Raw genomic sequence first — 15,508 nt, forward strand, 5'->3', positions numbered from 1 at the left:
CTTATTCCGCTCTTAAAATAGTTGAAGGGCGTAGCAAGCTTGCTTTTACGGCAGGTACAAGGCCTGAGAATAATGAGATTAAAGCAGTAAAACTTATTACATACAATAAAGCTTCCATGCTGACTTCGTTAGGTAAGCTATCACCATAGTAGAGAGGATTAAAAGCTTCATGGCCTTGAAGCCTACTTAAAAAAGTGACAAGCAACTCTAAATGCCTAAGTGTAAGCAAAGCCGCTCCAATACCTATGACGCTTCCCGCTAGCCCCATGGTCATTCCACAAAACCCAAAAATACCGGCAATACTTGCTGATGAGGCTCCCATGGAGCGCAAGATTCCTATCTCTAGCTTTTTGTCATTAACCAGTATAATTAGCATAGAGATAACATTTGAACAGGCCACGATAATGATAACGATGGCAATAAGCGTGAATAAATGTTTATCACTACGCAGCTGTTGAATGATATCCTTGGTAAAATCATAATCACGGTAGGTTTCAATCTTCCAATAAGGAGCGATGCCTGCTTCTTTGAAGGCTTGCTGCAGTTTACCATAGATTTCGTCGACTTTGCTTAAATCTGAAAAACGTAGGTTAATTCCATTGCTTTGTGCCTGGCTATTATGCTGTGCGGATGCAATTAAATTAGTTAAGGCCTCGTTTACCAAAATAAATTTGCCCCCAACAGGGATTAAGCCTTGATCATAAAATCCAGCTACAAATACCTGAATGCGTTGTTCTTGCAGAGCACTTACAGTAGGTATTTGAAAGGAAATATAGCCGCGATCACCCAGCAACACTCCCGCTTCACGAAAAGGTTTGGGTAGCAAAATCCCTTCCCCCAAAGCAGCATCTTTAGGTAAAAACACCTTTAAATCTTCTTGCGAATTGCCTACTTTGTAAAACCAAAAAGGAGAAAGGGGAGGAGCGTTATTAAAGTGAGTTTTTATCTTAGGATGGGCAATCAGCAAATTTCCCATAGGAATGCGTCCGCTAACTTGATATCCTTCCACTTCAAAACTCACATCAAATAGTATTTTATGTAGATAGAGGATTTTATCTAATGATTCCAAAATGGGCAGGGCGCTCATTTGAAAACCCCCAGGAAGCTGTTTAGGTAGCGAGGCATTTTTTTGAAGGGCAGTGGGAAGAGCCCATCCAGCAGGAGGAGTTTTTAGCCAATTAACCTCAGTATACTTAAAAAAAGTTTTCAATCTTTCTCTTAAGAGTTGCTGATTAACACTATCAGCTGAAGCGGGATGATCTTCTTGGACATTTTCAGAGGCAATAGAAAGGGTATAAAGTAGATTGTTAATATCGGCATCTGAAATAGGGAGCGTCGCTTTTAAAATAGCCAAATTTTCATTATCTAGAGATCCTAGGTAAGTAGCCTGTGATAAGAAGGCTTGTGTTAAAGTAGGATTAGTCTCAGGGGTTTTTCGAAGCATACGAAGACGCAAATTGCTCGCACAAACTTCATAATCACGTGCTTTTATGGAGGGAGAGTAAGGCAAATTCTTGATAATAGAAAAAGCTTTCTTTACAGGATCTTTAAGCGATCCATCCTCTTCTCTATCAGGTGCAGGCCAATTAAAGGGAACTTCTATATCAAGCTGCGGGTCGTAGGGATCCGACTGATCAGCTCGCCATTTTTCACCAATAGTTTTCAAGGTATAGTTAGAGTTCTCGCTAATGCTGTCAATTTGGTAATAATAGGAATTATAATAAGTTTCAGTGGGCGTAAGGCGGACAGGTGCAGTAAGAGCGATTAATTTCTCTATCCAGCGTTTTTCTAAACCACTTGTTACAGAAAAAAAAACTACGATTAGCCATACTACAAGTGCGATGACTAATATGGAAATTAAACTAATAATAGACACAGACAATTGCCGCCAGCGGGGTCTTAAATATTTGCATGCGACAGATAATTCAAACATGCTTGTCCGTCATTAAATAGGGATTTAAAGGGAAGGGGAAAGGTCTATCTTTCCCTTAAGATTATTTGGTTTCTTTGAACTCAACGTGCTTACGTACCACTGGGTCAAACTTATTTAAGGTCATACGCTCGGGGCTATTTGTCTTGTTTTTTACTGTATGATAATGGTAGTGACTGGCGGAACTTTTAAGCTTAATTTTTTCTCTTTTTCTACTGGCCATTTTTTAAACTCCGAAAACTTTCAACATAATTTATAAACCTATAACTATATGGCTAAATAGCATTTTATCTCAAGAGTTAAATGTTAAAACAAGCACTTCCTGTTAAAAGAAATTCCCTCGCAGTAAACTCCATAAAAAGATTTCTTATAAATGAATTAGAAGAGGGTATGGGGCAATTCTTGATAGTAGGCCCCTTATCTTTAACTCCCAAGCTTTATTAAAGAAGATGTTAAATGCTAACAGCTTATTAACCTTTCTATGAAAAAATTGAACTTAAATTTTTTAATGATTTTCAATACGGCAGGTTCCACGGGAGGAGAGAGATTTGGAATTCTATTAACCCAAATATGCTTAGCTAAGCATTCACAAGTTAAAACCTATACAAATGATTCACACTATGTTTGCTGATTTGCTAAGAAGCACTTCCTCTCCTTTTGCATTTATTACATTTAAATACGTGAAACTTACCTAATCGTTTTAATACTTTCTATTATTTCATAAAGTTTTCATGAACGGGATTACCTTCTAGTATAAGTTTTTTAAGATTAGGGACTTGAGGAGGGGGAGTTATTATCGACTGACTGTTAAAGGAAAGCTGCTGCAACTGTAAAAACTGACTGAAGCTTGCAGGAATGGTAGCTAGCTGATTGTGGCTTAAGTCAATCGTTTGCAGGGCAGGAAGCTTTAACTTTGCTGGCAAAATAGCTAGCTGGTTGCGCCTTAAGTCAAGGTGTTGCAGTCGAGGAAGTTGTCCAATAGATTTAGGAATAAAAGTTAATTGGTTATTGCTTAAGTGAAGCGATTGCAGCTGAGAAAGCTGTGCAAGGGCTGCAGGAAGAGCATTTAACTCATTATCACTTAAATCAAGCACTTTTAACAGAAGAAGCTCTCCTATGTCGGTAGGAATAGAAGCTAATTGGTTATGGTTTAAACCGAGGGTTTGAAGCTCAGTAAGTTGGCCAATCGTCGTAGGAATAGAAGTTAGTTGGTTGTAGCTTAAGTCAAGCTCTTCTAATTTAGAGAGCTGCCCCACAACCTTAGGAATAATGCTTAGCCGGTTGTGACTTAATTTAAGATTTTTCAGCTTAGAAAGCTGACCTACTTCTATAGGTAAAGTATTTAGCTGGTTGTGGTCTAAATCCAGTACACGAAGCGCAGTGAGCTGCCCTATGGCGGGAGGAATCATGGTTAGTTGATTGTGGCTTAAGTAGAGCTCTTGCAGTTGAGAGAGTTGTCCTAACTGTGTAGGTAGAGTAGTTAATTGGTTGCGACTTAAGTCCACCATTTGCAGCCCTGCAAGCTGCCCAATAGCTGGAGAAATAGCAGTTAGATTATTATTAGCTAATGTTAGCCATTCCAGATTAGAAAGCTGTCCGATAGCTGTAGGCAGGGAGGCTAAATGATTATTATTCAATCCAAGCTCTCTAAGCTCAAAAAGTTGATCTATTTCTGTAGGTAAAGCGGTTAGATAATTATCGTTTAAGCCTAGCTGCCGTAAACGAGGAAGCTGTCCAATTTCTTTAGGAAGAACAGTTAGTCTGTTACGATCTAAGGAAAGTTCATGTAATTGAGAAAGCTGGAAGAGTTCAGGAGGTAGAACAGTTAGCTTATTACTATCTAATGAGAGGGATTGCAGCGAAGAAAGCTGTCCAATGGCTGCGGGGAGAGTATTTATCTGGTTATGGCTTAAATAAAGTTGCTGCAGCTGAGAAAGCTGCCCAATAGCTAAGGGAAGAGCTGTCAGGTGATTATTTGATGCTACAAGTTTTTTAAGTTTAGAGAGGCGACCGATAAACGCCGGAAGAATGGTTAGCTGGTTGCCGCCTATACAAAGCTCTTGTAGCTGAGAAAGCTCTCCAACTTCTGAGGGCAACAAGGTTAAGCCGGAAAAATTTAAATCTAAACGTGTAATAGTTTTAGCATGAACTTCAATCCATTGGCTTAATAGCTCTCCTTTTTCTTTTAAAGATAAAGCTTTAATTTTTGGTTGGTTTAGGTACTGCGTTCCTCCAGGTAGCTTGTGCCATAGTAAGAGACGGTTGATATTCAGTAGATAAGAGAAATAGTTAGAATGGGTAAAAGCCCTGGATTTTTTTGGAGTCTTTTCAAGCTCTACAGGGGCAAGATAGGCCGCTAAGGTAAAAAGTTTTGAAAAGATATGAACGACTCTCTCTTCAATCGAGCAATCTGGTTTAATTTTGTAGATTTTATCTAAAATACTAGCTTGCTCTGTAAAATCCCCGTTCTCTTCAGGAAAATGAAACTGGAGAATTTCTTTGTAAAGTGAGGGCATCGAAATGCCGATGGTGGATTGAGGAGAAAGAACTTGAATATAAGCTGGGCCTGTAGGCAAATTAGTCGGAGGTGTAGGCAAAGAGGAAGTAGAAATGAAAGGTTGAGGAGCTAATGGGGAAAGCGGATAAGAGATTTGGGGAACCTGCTGCAGCTTCTCTGCTCCAAATTGCCTCACTTTGTTAACTTCTTCTAATAATTCTTTCGAATCTTCATCACTTACTTTTTCTTTACCCTTTGGCTCTTTGCTCTCCTGGCCAAGTAGCTCTTCCTCTTGATTATCTGATATTTTTTCTAGGTTTAAGTCGCCTAGAACCAAAGAATCTATCATTATCTTTGATAAGAGCCTAGGATCGAACTTTTTAAAAGAGTTTCCATCATAAACTTGAGTTTTTTCATATGTATGGATGGATTGCATGGCGTCTTTTTTCACTAAATCTTTTAGAAATAATTCGTATTCTCCTTTTTTAGAATTATTTTTGCCCTGCAAGAAGGCTGGTAGAACGTCGTAGTTGGGTGTATACTTTTCAATAACCTTGCTATCCCGAAGGCCAAGCTTATGGCAAGCTAAACAGTGAATCTCATCGTCTTTGTTGAGGGCATGCCCACAAGGCAACGAAGTAACTGCCTGCTTTGCTGGTTCTCTTACATGAGCATCTTCTGTATTCTCTGTAGGTATGGCACGAACAGTTGCCTGGATGTTAGAAGGGGAAGTTGATGGCATCATATTAAGCTCCATTAAGATTTAGGTTAAACTTTTTCTTCAAAATCAAGTCAAACTGATTTTACACTAAATTGCATTGACTTATTTATAATAAAATTTGAACTTTTTTTTTCAGCAACTGGTATTCACCAAATAAAAAAAATTAAGGAGATGTTATCTTAAATTAATATCATCTCTTTTTTTTAAGTAAATCACTCTTATACATTCAAAGAAAGAAAACCACCACTTTAAAAGCAGGCTCTTTTCTTAAGAGTAACTCTTTATAAGCATAGGATTGAATGATGAATACTTTACCAACAACTTCACAAGCTATGATTTATACTTCAATGGCCTTGGACTATGTTAAGAAAAAGATAGGTTTCGGAGCACCTTCTTAGGATTGATTAAAAAGAAATAGATGTTGCAGCTTCTAGCGTCAAATCATCGCCTCTGCCTTTATGTTTATAAATATGATAAGCTAGTCCCGCTATCATAGCTGCATTATCCAAGCTTAGCCCAAGAGATGGCCAATATTGTGTATAGTGGCTACCTTTTTCTAAAAACATCTTACGTAAAGCTTTATTATTAGTGACACCGCCACCAAAAACTAAAGTTTTACAATTATATTTTTCTGCAGCCTGTAAAGTTTTTTTCAAAATGTCAGAAAAAGCCACATATTGAAAGGAGGCGGCTAAATCAGATTTATCAGACGTTAAGTTATAAGTGTATAAGACTCCAGTCTTTAATCCACTAAAAGAGAAGTCAAATGGTTTACCTTTTACAGTACCTGCTTTTAAAGGATAGCGTAAACTAGATCCTTTCTCCGCTAACGCTTCGATAGGAGGGCCGCCAGGATAAGGCAATCCCATAATTTTAGCCACTTTATCAAAAGCTTCACCAATTGCATCATCTACGGTTTGGCCTATCAATTCATATTTCCCTATCTCGTGCATGCATATAAGGCTCGTGTGTCCCCCAGATAGGACAATACCAAGACATGGAAATTCGGCATGAGGATTTGACATGAGGGCAGCATATAGATGTGCTTCTATATGATTGACACCTACATAAGGCTTGTTCATACATAGCGCTATTGTTTTAATAGCATTTAAGCCTATAAGCACAGCGCCGATCAGCCCGGGGCCATAGGCGACCGAAAAAAGGTCAATATCTTCAAGTTTACAACTAGCTTCTTGGAGAGCTTGATCGATGACGGGAAAAAGCACGTCGACATGTTTACGGCAAGCTAGCTCCGGAACAACGCCCCCAAACTCTTGGTGTAAGTCAATTTGGGAAAATACGACATTAGAAAGAATCTCTCTTCCGTCTTTCACTACCGCACAGGCAGTTTCATCACATGTTGTTTCAATTCCTAGGACTAGCATAAGCAATATAAGTTACTACAGAGTCTATTTGTAAATCTATTCTATTTTTTTGGGATGATAGCTTGGCTCTATTCAAATGCAAAACAGGGAAAATAAACTCATGATAGATTGGCAATGGGCTTATCATTTTAGCCGAGCTATTTTAGAGCCATTCAAGTAGGCTTTTTTGCCTTTAATAAATAAGCCAGACGAGAATTTTATTTGGTGAAATGCAGATAAAGCTAGCTAGCAAAAATTTTTAAGAAAAGCTACATTAAGTACTGTCTGCCCATGCCTTTATAAAATCCTTTATTTTAAGTTAGCAAGCTAAGATATATTTCTAATCAATACTCTTATATTTTAAAATGCATATTTAACTTTTAAACATAGTAAGGATTCATTTTGCCAGCAAAGATCTAGAGTTATCATCTAAAACCCATAAGGCTTTGTGAGTGGGTGTACCAACTTTTTGCACAGGGATTAGCTCGGGGTTATAAGGCCCCTTTAATGCTTGAAAGACCATATCTTCTTTGCCTTTTCCAAATACATATAACAAAATGTATGAAGCGGCATTAATGCAATCATAAGTAAGAGTCATGCGCCATGTGTTTTTTTGAGGGATAAAATTATCGATAACTAAGCGATTGCGTGCATGCAGGCCACTTGTCTGAGGAAAAAGTGAAGCAGTATGCCCATCTTCTCCCATACCTAAAAGCACGGCATCAAAGCTTTTTTTCGGAATCTTAGTTTGAATCAAATCTTGATAATGCCAAGCATTCTCTTCTATATTATTTTCAGCTTGCATCCGAAAGATATTGTCCGCTTTCAGCGGCAATGCATTAAAGCCTGCTTCCATAGCATTTAAGTAATTACTCTCTGGATGAGTAGGAGGCACGCTGCGCTCATCACTCCAAAATAGCAGGACTTTTGACCAGTCAATTCTTCCGCGGTTTTCTAAAGAGGTAAGAAGTTGAAAAATAGCTTTAGGAGTACTTCCTCCCGATAATGCTACGGCAAAGTAACCCTGGTTTTCAATGCATGTATTCGCAAGCTCAATAAATTGTTCCACACAATAAAGGAGTGCTTCTCGGTAGTTTCCAGCAGCCACCACATCTCTTCTATCATCAAACACTTGTATTTTAGTTTTCCAAGAGGAATTTAGCATAAGACCTAAATATTTTTTTTGATTTTACCCTAGCATATCATGTTTTTCAAAGGTAAAAAAATTCTTATTTACCTTTACTCGTTCTAACTAATCTTTTACAACTACCTTGCTTTTTCTCACTTTAAAAAGTTAGGAAGATTAAATCAAACTCCATTTTCTTCCACTTTGCGCTAGCAATTGATTAGCCTCTTCAGGCCCCCAGGTGCCAGCAGCATAATTCGGGAAGCAGGGGACAGGATTATCTTGCCAGTGGTGGAGGATAGGCGACAGTAATCTCCAAGAAGCTAGAACTTCATCTGCTCGTGCAAATAAGGTGTTGTCTCCCGACATGCAATCTAAAATTAGCCTTTCATAAGCTTCGGGAGGGGTGGCGCCAAAATAAGATCCATACTGGAAATCCATCTTAACAGGTTGGATGGGGCTATTGATACCAGGCACTTTGCAATTAATCTTTAAAGAAATTCCTTCATCAGGTTGAATACGTATTACTAAGACGTTCTGTTCAATTGTTTTACCTGCATCATTAAAGAGAAAGCCTGGTACAGCTTTAAAAGTAATAGCTATTTCTGTAGCTCTTTTAGGAAGTCTTTTACCTGCTCTAAGATAAAAAGGCACGCCAGACCAGCGCCAGTTATCAATAAATAATTGTAGGGCTACATAGGTTTCCACTTGAGATTGAGGATGCACGTTTTCCTCTTGCCTATATCCATTGACTGGCTGGCCGTTGATAAGGCCAGGGCCATATTGTCCGCGGATGATTAAGCGATCCATCTGATCTATAGAAAAAGGGCGAATAGATTCAATCACTTTGACTTTTTCATTATGAATGGCTTCAGCTTTAAGGCTATTGGGAGGTTCCATACAGACAAGAGAGAGAAGCTGCATCATATGATTTTGAACAATATCTCTTAGCATGCCTGCTTCTTCAAAAAATCGACCGCGGTTGCCAATACCTATTTCTTCGCCTACTGTAATTTGGACATTATCGATGTGGCTATTATTCCAAATGGCTTCAAAAAGGGGATTGCTAAAACGAAATACTAAGAGATTTTGAACAGTTTCTTTACCTAGATAATGGTCTATGCGATAGATCTGTGATTCGTTTAGATACTGAGATATTTCTTTTTGCAGTTCCTTGGCAGACTTTAAGTCAAAGCCAAAAGGTTTTTCAATAATCACTCGCGACCATTTATCAGGACTTTCTACTTCGTTATAAATAAGGTTATGTTGGCTCAGCTTTTGAATAATAAGAGGAAAAAAACTAGGCTGGGTAGATAGATAAAAAACTCTATTTCCTTTTGTTCCATACTTAATATCTAAGTCTTCAAGTAGCTTAGCTAGCCGTATATACCCTTCATCTTCATGAAATTCGGCCATATGATAATACAATTGCTCGCTAAAAGTATTCCACATACTCTTATCTACCGGCCTTGTACGTGAAAAACTATTAATTCCCTCCATCATCTCCTGGCGAAAGTCTTCATCCGTTTTTTTACGCCGTGCAAAGCCTACACAGGCGAAGTGGGAGGGAAGCAATTTTTCTTTATTGAGATTATAAATGGCAGGTACTAACTTACGGGCAGTCAGATCACCTGTGGCACCAAAGATTACCATGATACAGGGGGTAGCAGTTCTATGAGAACGATTAACCTCAGTAAGAGCAGGGGAAAACTCTTTAGCAATCGGAAATGTAGCTGTCGACATAAAAGTCTCCTCGAAATAGGTATTCTTTACCTGTGTTTTTAACAAACGGCTCAATATATTTCACTACAAATGAAGATATGATCGAAGGCCTTGATTGATAATGACCTTAGGTAGATTGGGTAGGTTGAGCTTGAGAAGAACATATATTCTGATCTGATTCAACCCTTAATTGCCCCAGCGATTCAACAAATTCAAAATGTTTCTTTTCCACAGGAGTAATAGATAAACGGGAGCCTTTCTCTAAAATTTTTAGCCCTTCAAGCTGGGGGTATTTTCTTAACTCAGAGAGAGCGATAACTTGGGAAAATTTCTTTACAAACTCAACTTCTACCATCATCCAAATAGGATGATCGGGGGTAGCTTGAGGATCATAATAAGGGCTATCTTTATCCCATGCGGTGAAATCAGCATGGGCTTCCCGACATATTCGGCAAATACCTACTATACCTGAAGGCTTTGCATTAGAATGATAAAAAAGCACCAAATCACCCTCTTTCATCCTATCACGCATAAAATTGCGGGCTTGGAAATTCCGTACGCCCTCCCATTCTGAAAATCCTTCACGTTGTAAATCATCGATAGAAAAAACCGAGGGTTCGGTTTTCATTAGCCAATATTGAGTGTTAGAAGCCATATGTCCCACCATGACGTAATTTCAAATGATCAAGATAATTTTGTAGGATAATGATAGCCGCAACATTGTCAACAGATTTAGCACGTTTCTTGCGATTTAGCTTCCCTTCTTTCATCGTACGTTCAGCTTGAACAGATGTAAGCCGTTCATCCCAAGAAACTACAGGAATAGAGAGTAAATTTTTTAATAGGCTTATAAAATATTGAGTTTCATCTGCCAGATAACCTCTTTTTCCATTCATTAAAAGAGGCAGCCCTATAACTAGTTCGAGCAGAGTATAATGGTTAGCTTTTTGATGCTCTTCTAAAAGTAAAACCAGCTTTTTAGCAGTATCGCTTGTTTTTTTTTCACAGCCAAGCGTCATTAAAGGTAACGCAATCGTCTTACTCTCATCAGAAACAGCGATCCCTATGCGTGCTAATCCGTAGTCTAAAGCTGCAATGCGAGTGATTGAAGGCTTTTCTACTTGGACGTCGCTCATTTTTTGGCCTGATAATCAATCATGGCTTGCACAAAAGATTTAAATAGAGGATGCGCTTGGGTAGGTTTAGATTTAAATTCAGGATGAAATTGTACACCTACCATCCACGGATGATCTTTAATTTCAGCAATTTCACATAGCGAGGCAGATTCCAGTGTACCAGAAATGATAAAACCAGCTTTTTCCATCTGCTCTTTATATTTGTTATTAAACTCGTAACGATGGCGATGCCTTTCAGAAATTTTGTCTTGTTTATAGGCATGATGGGCTTTTGATCCTGCCTTCAAATAACAGTTATAAGCTCCCAGCCGCATAGTACCGCCCATATCTTGAACGACTTTTTGTTCACTTAGCAAAGAGATCACGGGATTTTTTGTAAAGGGGTCTACTTCGGTTGTGTTAGCATCTTCCAGCTTAACTACATGTCTTGCGAATTCTACGGCCATCACTTGCATGCCAAGGCAAATGCCAAAATAAGGGATTTTACGCTCGCGACAATATTTTGCCGAAAAGATTTTTCCCATCCAGCCTCTTTCTCCAAAGCCTCCTGGAACCAGATAACCATCGCATCCTTTGATTATATTTTCTAAATCCACTCCCTCTTCTGCTAATTTATCAGCTTCATAGCATTTGATTTCTAGCTTATAACCTAAAGAAATAGCTCCATGATGCAGAGATTCGAAAACCGATTTATAGGCATCTTGATGTTGTACATATTTACCAATGACTCCTACAGTAATCGTTCCTTTAGGGTGATGGATGGTATTAAGGATTTCTTGCCAATCAGCTAAGTCAACAGGTCTATTAGGCAAATGAAGCATTTCACAAATCATTGAGTCGAGATTTTGCTCATGTAGCTTTAAAGGAACTTCATAAATGCTCGATTCAACATCTGCTTCGTCAATGACTGCTCGACGGCTAACGTTACAAAAAAGGCTTAATTTATCTTTAACTTCTTCAGATAAAGGATTTTCACAACGACAGATAATAATATCGGCAAAAATACCAATTTCTCTTAAAACTTGCACAGAATGTTGAGAGGGTTTGGTTTTAACTTCTCCTGCCGCTTTTAAGTAAGGGACATAAGTCAGATGTATATTTAAGCAGTTGCCTTTATTTTCATTATGAAATTGACGGATAGCTTCTAAAAAAGGCAGCGATTCGATGTCGCCTACTGTTCCTCCTATTTCCACTAAAACAACATCAATATTTTCTTCTTGTTTAGTACAAATATGAATACGTTGCTTAATTTCATCGGTAATATGAGGGATAACCTGCACTGTTTTTCCTAGATAATCTCCCTGCCTCTCTCGACGAATTACACTATTATAAATCTGCCCTGAAGTGGCGTTGGAAGCATGCGATAAAGGAGAGTTGGTATAGCGGTAATAATGTCCCAGGTCAAGATCAGTTTCCGCTCCATCATCAGTTACGTATACCTCGCCGTGCTGATAAGGACTCATCGTACCGGGATCTACATTTAAATAAGGATCAAATTTAAGTAAGGCAATTTTGAGGCCTTTTTTTTCAAGTAGCATCGCAATAGAGGCAGCCGTCAACCCTTTACCAAGAGATGAACAAACTCCGCCTGTTATGAACAAATATTTTGTTTGCATAATAATAGTGACTCAATTTTTTTTATATCTTCGGGATGGTCAACGCTAAGGCTTGCAGTTTCGACTACCGCGGTTTTTATCTTATAACCATGCTCTAAAACTTTAAGCTGTTCTAGGTCTTCTGCTAGTTGCAGGGGAGTAGTCCCTAACTTACCATAGGTAAACAAGAATTCTCTACGGAATCCGTAGATTCCAATATGTTTAAAGTAAGCCATGCGAGGATCAAATTTTGCCGAGGGATTACTAGGGATTAAGGAGCGGCTAAAGTAAAGAGCATTTCCTTGTCGATCTAAGCAGCATTTAACAACAAAGGGATTTAAAGCCTCAGCTTCTGAATGAATTTTCGTAACCGCTGTGGACATCACATTATTTGGATCTTGGAGCAGTAGCTGAACCACTTCATGAATGATAGAAGGTTCTAAGCAAGGTTCATCTCCCTGTATATTCACTACTATAGAGGCTTCTTTAAAGATAGGATTATTTTGTACAGCCTCAATTAGTCGATCTGAGCCGGTGGGACAGCCAGAAGAAGTCATGACAACCTTGCCTCCAAAGCTTTCTACATGCTCAAAAATTCGTTTATCATCTGTCGCCACGAACACTTCTTCTAAAGAAAGACATTTTTTAGTATTTTCGTAAGTTCTTTGGATGAGTGATTTGCCTAAAATACTTGCTAAAGGCTTTCCGGGAAAGCGAGTGCTCCCATAACGTGCGGGGATAATGCCGATAATTTTCGGTGATTTTGTTTCCGACATCTCTTCTCTTAAAATTTATAAAAAAGCAGTTTATTTCATTGGATCCATAAATTCAAGAGTTATTCGAAAAGGATGTTACTCCCTGCAAACTGCTGCTGTTTACACGAAGAAAACTAAAGTGGATTACAGGCTCTTTTTGATAGGGGAGGGGAACTTATGGAGCTACAGCCATAGAAGGCCGATAGATGAAAATTTCATAGCTTTTGCAAATTAATAGAGCTTAAAGGTAAATTTTCCTGCATCTCTGTAGTCTTCCTATCATATTTAGCAAGTAATTCTTCAAAATAAGGAACTAGAGGATTTCTATAAATACTCACTACCTCTTTTTCTACGGCGGGAAAAATATCGGCTACATTTTTTAAGGTGAGGGTATTGACATCGCGAGCAGGCTGATAATAAATCTCTCCATCAGAATAATAGTCTGTCGTTGAAAGAATCTTATAATGAGTTAAGATTTTGATAATTTCTGCTAACTTGATCTTGGCTACTCCAAGCTTATCTGAAAGCTGTTGAATAGTATAAGGGGTTTTGCCTTCGCAAAAATTACGAATGCAGCTGTAAATGATCATAAGAGCTAGCACGCGTCGACAAGTTAGGATTTGAGGGGTGCCTTCACGCCTAGGCGCATAATTCCATGCCATAATCTCTGCTTGGTAGGCCAATTCGGCTCCAGCTAAAATGATCATCCAACTTAAATTTAGCCATATTAAAAATAAAGGCAAAGCTGCGAAACTTCCATAAACAGCCCCATAGCTAGAAAGTTTTAACTGTATGTTAATATAAAACGTTTGGATAAGCTGATAGATTGTTCCTCCAACAAGTACGCCAAGCATTCCATGTTTAAATGAAATCTTTCGATTAGGCAAAAAGAAATATAAAAAAGTAAATAACATCCAAGTTATCAAAAAGGGAAAAAAATGAATAAATAGGTATTCAAAGAAAACTACTTTCCTAGAAATTTCTACAATATGGGTTTTTAGGTAAATAGTTAGGCTACTAGAAACGACGAAAAATAAGGGGCATATAATAATGGCTGCAATATAGTCGGTAACTTTCCTTATCCAGGAGCGTGCACAAGGAATTTTCCAAATATCATTTAAAGCTTCTTCTACATTTCCCAAGATATTATAAACAGTCCATAGCAGTAATACTACTCCCACGCCGGCAATCAAGGTACTACTCGTTTCTTCCAAAAGGCTATACGCAAAGTCAATCGTATAGTTAGCAATATCAGGCTGCTTGCTGAGTTGTTCTTTGATAACTTCTTCTAAAAAAGGGGCAAAGCCAAAGCCTCGAGCAAGACCAAGAATTACGGCAAGCACGGGAACAATAGACATTAAAGTAAAGTAGGTTAATGCTGCTGCACGCGCATTGCAGTCATCTTCATAAAAACCTTTAACTGTATGACAAAATAGCTTCCATATTCTTTTCATAAATGCAGATTATATCAAATCTTAAACTTATGCAAGCACTTGCCAGTAATAACCTAAGTGAGAAAGGATGGCTTTCTCTTTTACTTGCTGCTAAAAAGCAAGATAAAACTAATATCCACACACCTGGCAGCGGTTCAACATTTTCTAGGCGAGGATTTTTTTCTAGCTTTTGCCATCTTGGCTTTAACCTTTAGCCTAATCGTTTTTTCATCTCTTTCAAAGAAATAGTACCCTTTGCTTCAATCTCTTTTAAAGCTTTTTTTGCTTCATGAATATCTTGAGCATTTTCGAGGGCTTCCAAAGTTTCTAAATCCTTAATCGGCACTATCGCTATTCGTTTCTTATGGTTGGTAAGAAGAATACGTTTTTTATGGTAATTGACCCTTACAAGAATCTTTCCTAAGTCTTTTCTTGCTTGAGTCATTGAAATGCTTCTTACGTTCTTCATATTACCTCTCCTTTCACTATCCAGGTATAACATACCGAAAATATAAAATATAAACTTATATACGCCGGTAAAATATTTTATAGACATGTAATTATTCTTCTAACGGGTTGAAAATAGACACTTGAAAGAATTTTCAATTTCTCTTCTTAAGAAAGATGAAAGGAGAGCACTAAAGTGAGCAGGTGGATAAGAGCACAAATACACATGTGTCAGGCAATAGAACTCCCTATTGGCCAAATGAAAAATGAGGGAAATTTAGGTAAAAGCTATTCTAATGATCATTTAGGAGGCGTTCTCAAAGCCATATTGTCATGAAACCATCACAATTATAGAGGCTTAGAAATTTGAGGACCATAAAAACCTTTGTCTACGATTTCTAAAAGTCGCAGTGCTGCATGGCTTGGAATGCGAGTTCCGGATTCCCAAGATTGAACTGTCTTTATACTTACATTTAATACTTTTGCAAAAATTCCTTGAGAATAATGCTTTTTCTCTCTGATTCTCTTAATATCGATAGCCTTATATTCATTTGGAGGCTCTGGGATTTCGATAAGCTCTGATTTAAGCGTAAGCTTCCTTTCTGAAAATACTAAAGCTTCTTCAAGCCCTTTTTTAAGTCCTTTAAATAATTTACTCATTTTTAATCCTTTTTTTGATTGCTTCAGCTATTTGTTTTAACTCCAATTTCTCTTCTTGGGATAGGTTTTCTTGCTCATTTTTGGAATAAATGAATAACAAGAAAAGAATCACTCGTTCTTCT

At 38.0% G+C, this 15,508-nt stretch carries 14 protein-coding genes; 1 reads left to right on the top strand and 13 read right to left on the bottom strand.

Annotated elements, in window-relative coordinates; translation table 11 throughout:
• Position 1: 1 nt before the first annotated feature.
• From DB42_RS06985 to DB42_RS07040, 12 genes are all read right to left on the bottom strand, one after another.
• Positions 2-1,933 carry an ABC transporter permease gene (locus DB42_RS06985; RefSeq protein ID WP_044882336.1) on the bottom strand — a complete coding sequence of 644 codons (1,932 nt, stop codon included), beginning with the start codon at positions 1,931-1,933 and terminating at the stop codon, positions 2-4.
• 61 nt (positions 1,934-1,994) lie between these two features.
• A complete protein-coding gene (rpmG, locus tag DB42_RS10930) occupies positions 1,995-2,153 on the bottom strand; it encodes a 50S ribosomal protein L33 (protein ID WP_079979843.1) in 159 nt (52 codons plus the stop codon).
• 490 nt (positions 2,154-2,643) lie between these two features.
• The gene (locus DB42_RS10535; RefSeq protein ID WP_052436053.1) at positions 2,644-5,172 is read right to left on the bottom strand and encodes a leucine-rich repeat domain-containing protein; all 2,529 of its coding nucleotides are present in this window, start codon (positions 5,170-5,172) and stop codon (positions 2,644-2,646) included.
• Positions 5,173-5,552: 380 nt separating this feature from the next.
• Positions 5,553-6,533: a tRNA (adenosine(37)-N6)-threonylcarbamoyltransferase complex transferase subunit TsaD gene (tsaD, locus tag DB42_RS06995; protein ID WP_044882337.1), complete on the bottom strand. Its 981-nt coding sequence runs from the start codon at positions 6,531-6,533 to the stop codon at positions 5,553-5,555.
• 376 nt (positions 6,534-6,909) lie between these two features.
• On the bottom strand, positions 6,910-7,677 hold the full coding sequence (gene pgl / locus DB42_RS07000) for a 6-phosphogluconolactonase (protein WP_044882338.1): 768 nt from the start codon (positions 7,675-7,677) through the stop codon (positions 6,910-6,912).
• A gap of 138 nt (positions 7,678-7,815) precedes the next feature.
• On the bottom strand, positions 7,816-9,291 hold the full coding sequence (gene zwf, locus DB42_RS07005) for a glucose-6-phosphate dehydrogenase (protein WP_368665348.1): 1,476 nt from the start codon (positions 9,289-9,291) through the stop codon (positions 7,816-7,818).
• 196 nt (positions 9,292-9,487) lie between these two features.
• On the bottom strand, positions 9,488-10,015 hold the full coding sequence (locus DB42_RS07010; protein WP_044882339.1) for an EVE domain-containing protein: 528 nt from the start codon (positions 10,013-10,015) through the stop codon (positions 9,488-9,490).
• On the bottom strand, positions 10,005-10,496 hold the full coding sequence (gene ruvX / locus DB42_RS07015; RefSeq protein WP_044882340.1) for a Holliday junction resolvase RuvX: 492 nt from the start codon (positions 10,494-10,496) through the stop codon (positions 10,005-10,007). Before ruvX ends, DB42_RS07010 begins: the two co-directional genes overlap by 11 nt.
• Positions 10,493-12,112, bottom strand: a complete 1,620-nt coding sequence (locus DB42_RS07020) for a CTP synthase (RefSeq protein ID WP_044882341.1) — start codon at positions 12,110-12,112, stop codon at positions 10,493-10,495. Before DB42_RS07020 ends, ruvX begins: the two co-directional genes overlap by 4 nt.
• Positions 12,088-12,867, bottom strand: coding sequence for a 3-deoxy-manno-octulosonate cytidylyltransferase (gene kdsB / locus DB42_RS07025; protein WP_044882342.1), 780 nt, complete (start codon positions 12,865-12,867; stop codon positions 12,088-12,090). The genes DB42_RS07020 and kdsB overlap by 25 nt, the downstream gene beginning before the upstream one ends.
• A 194-nt stretch (positions 12,868-13,061) precedes the next feature.
• Complete coding sequence (locus DB42_RS07030) at positions 13,062-14,300, bottom strand: YihY/virulence factor BrkB family protein (RefSeq protein WP_052436054.1); 1,239 nt, start codon at positions 14,298-14,300, stop codon at positions 13,062-13,064.
• 190 nt (positions 14,301-14,490) lie between these two features.
• Positions 14,491-14,835 (bottom strand): type II toxin-antitoxin system Phd/YefM family antitoxin, encoded by a 345-nt coding sequence (locus DB42_RS07040; protein ID WP_155117460.1) that lies wholly within the window; start codon positions 14,833-14,835, stop codon positions 14,491-14,493.
• Positions 14,836-14,922: 87 nt separating this feature from the next.
• Here DB42_RS07040 and DB42_RS11280 point away from each other — a divergent pair, with 87 nt between their 5' ends.
• On the top strand, positions 14,923-15,063 hold the full coding sequence (locus tag DB42_RS11280; RefSeq protein ID WP_155117461.1) for a hypothetical protein: 141 nt from the start codon (positions 14,923-14,925) through the stop codon (positions 15,061-15,063).
• An 11-nt stretch (positions 15,064-15,074) separates the two neighbouring features.
• On the opposite strand, the gene DB42_RS07045 is transcribed toward DB42_RS11280, so the two are convergent.
• Positions 15,075-15,386: a DNA-binding transcriptional regulator gene (locus tag DB42_RS07045; protein WP_044882345.1), complete on the bottom strand. Its 312-nt coding sequence runs from the start codon at positions 15,384-15,386 to the stop codon at positions 15,075-15,077.
• Between the last annotated feature and the right edge of the window lie 122 nt (positions 15,387-15,508).

The organism is Neochlamydia sp. EPS4 (assembly GCF_000813665.1).
Lineage (GTDB): Bacteria > Chlamydiota > Chlamydiia > Chlamydiales > Parachlamydiaceae > Neochlamydia.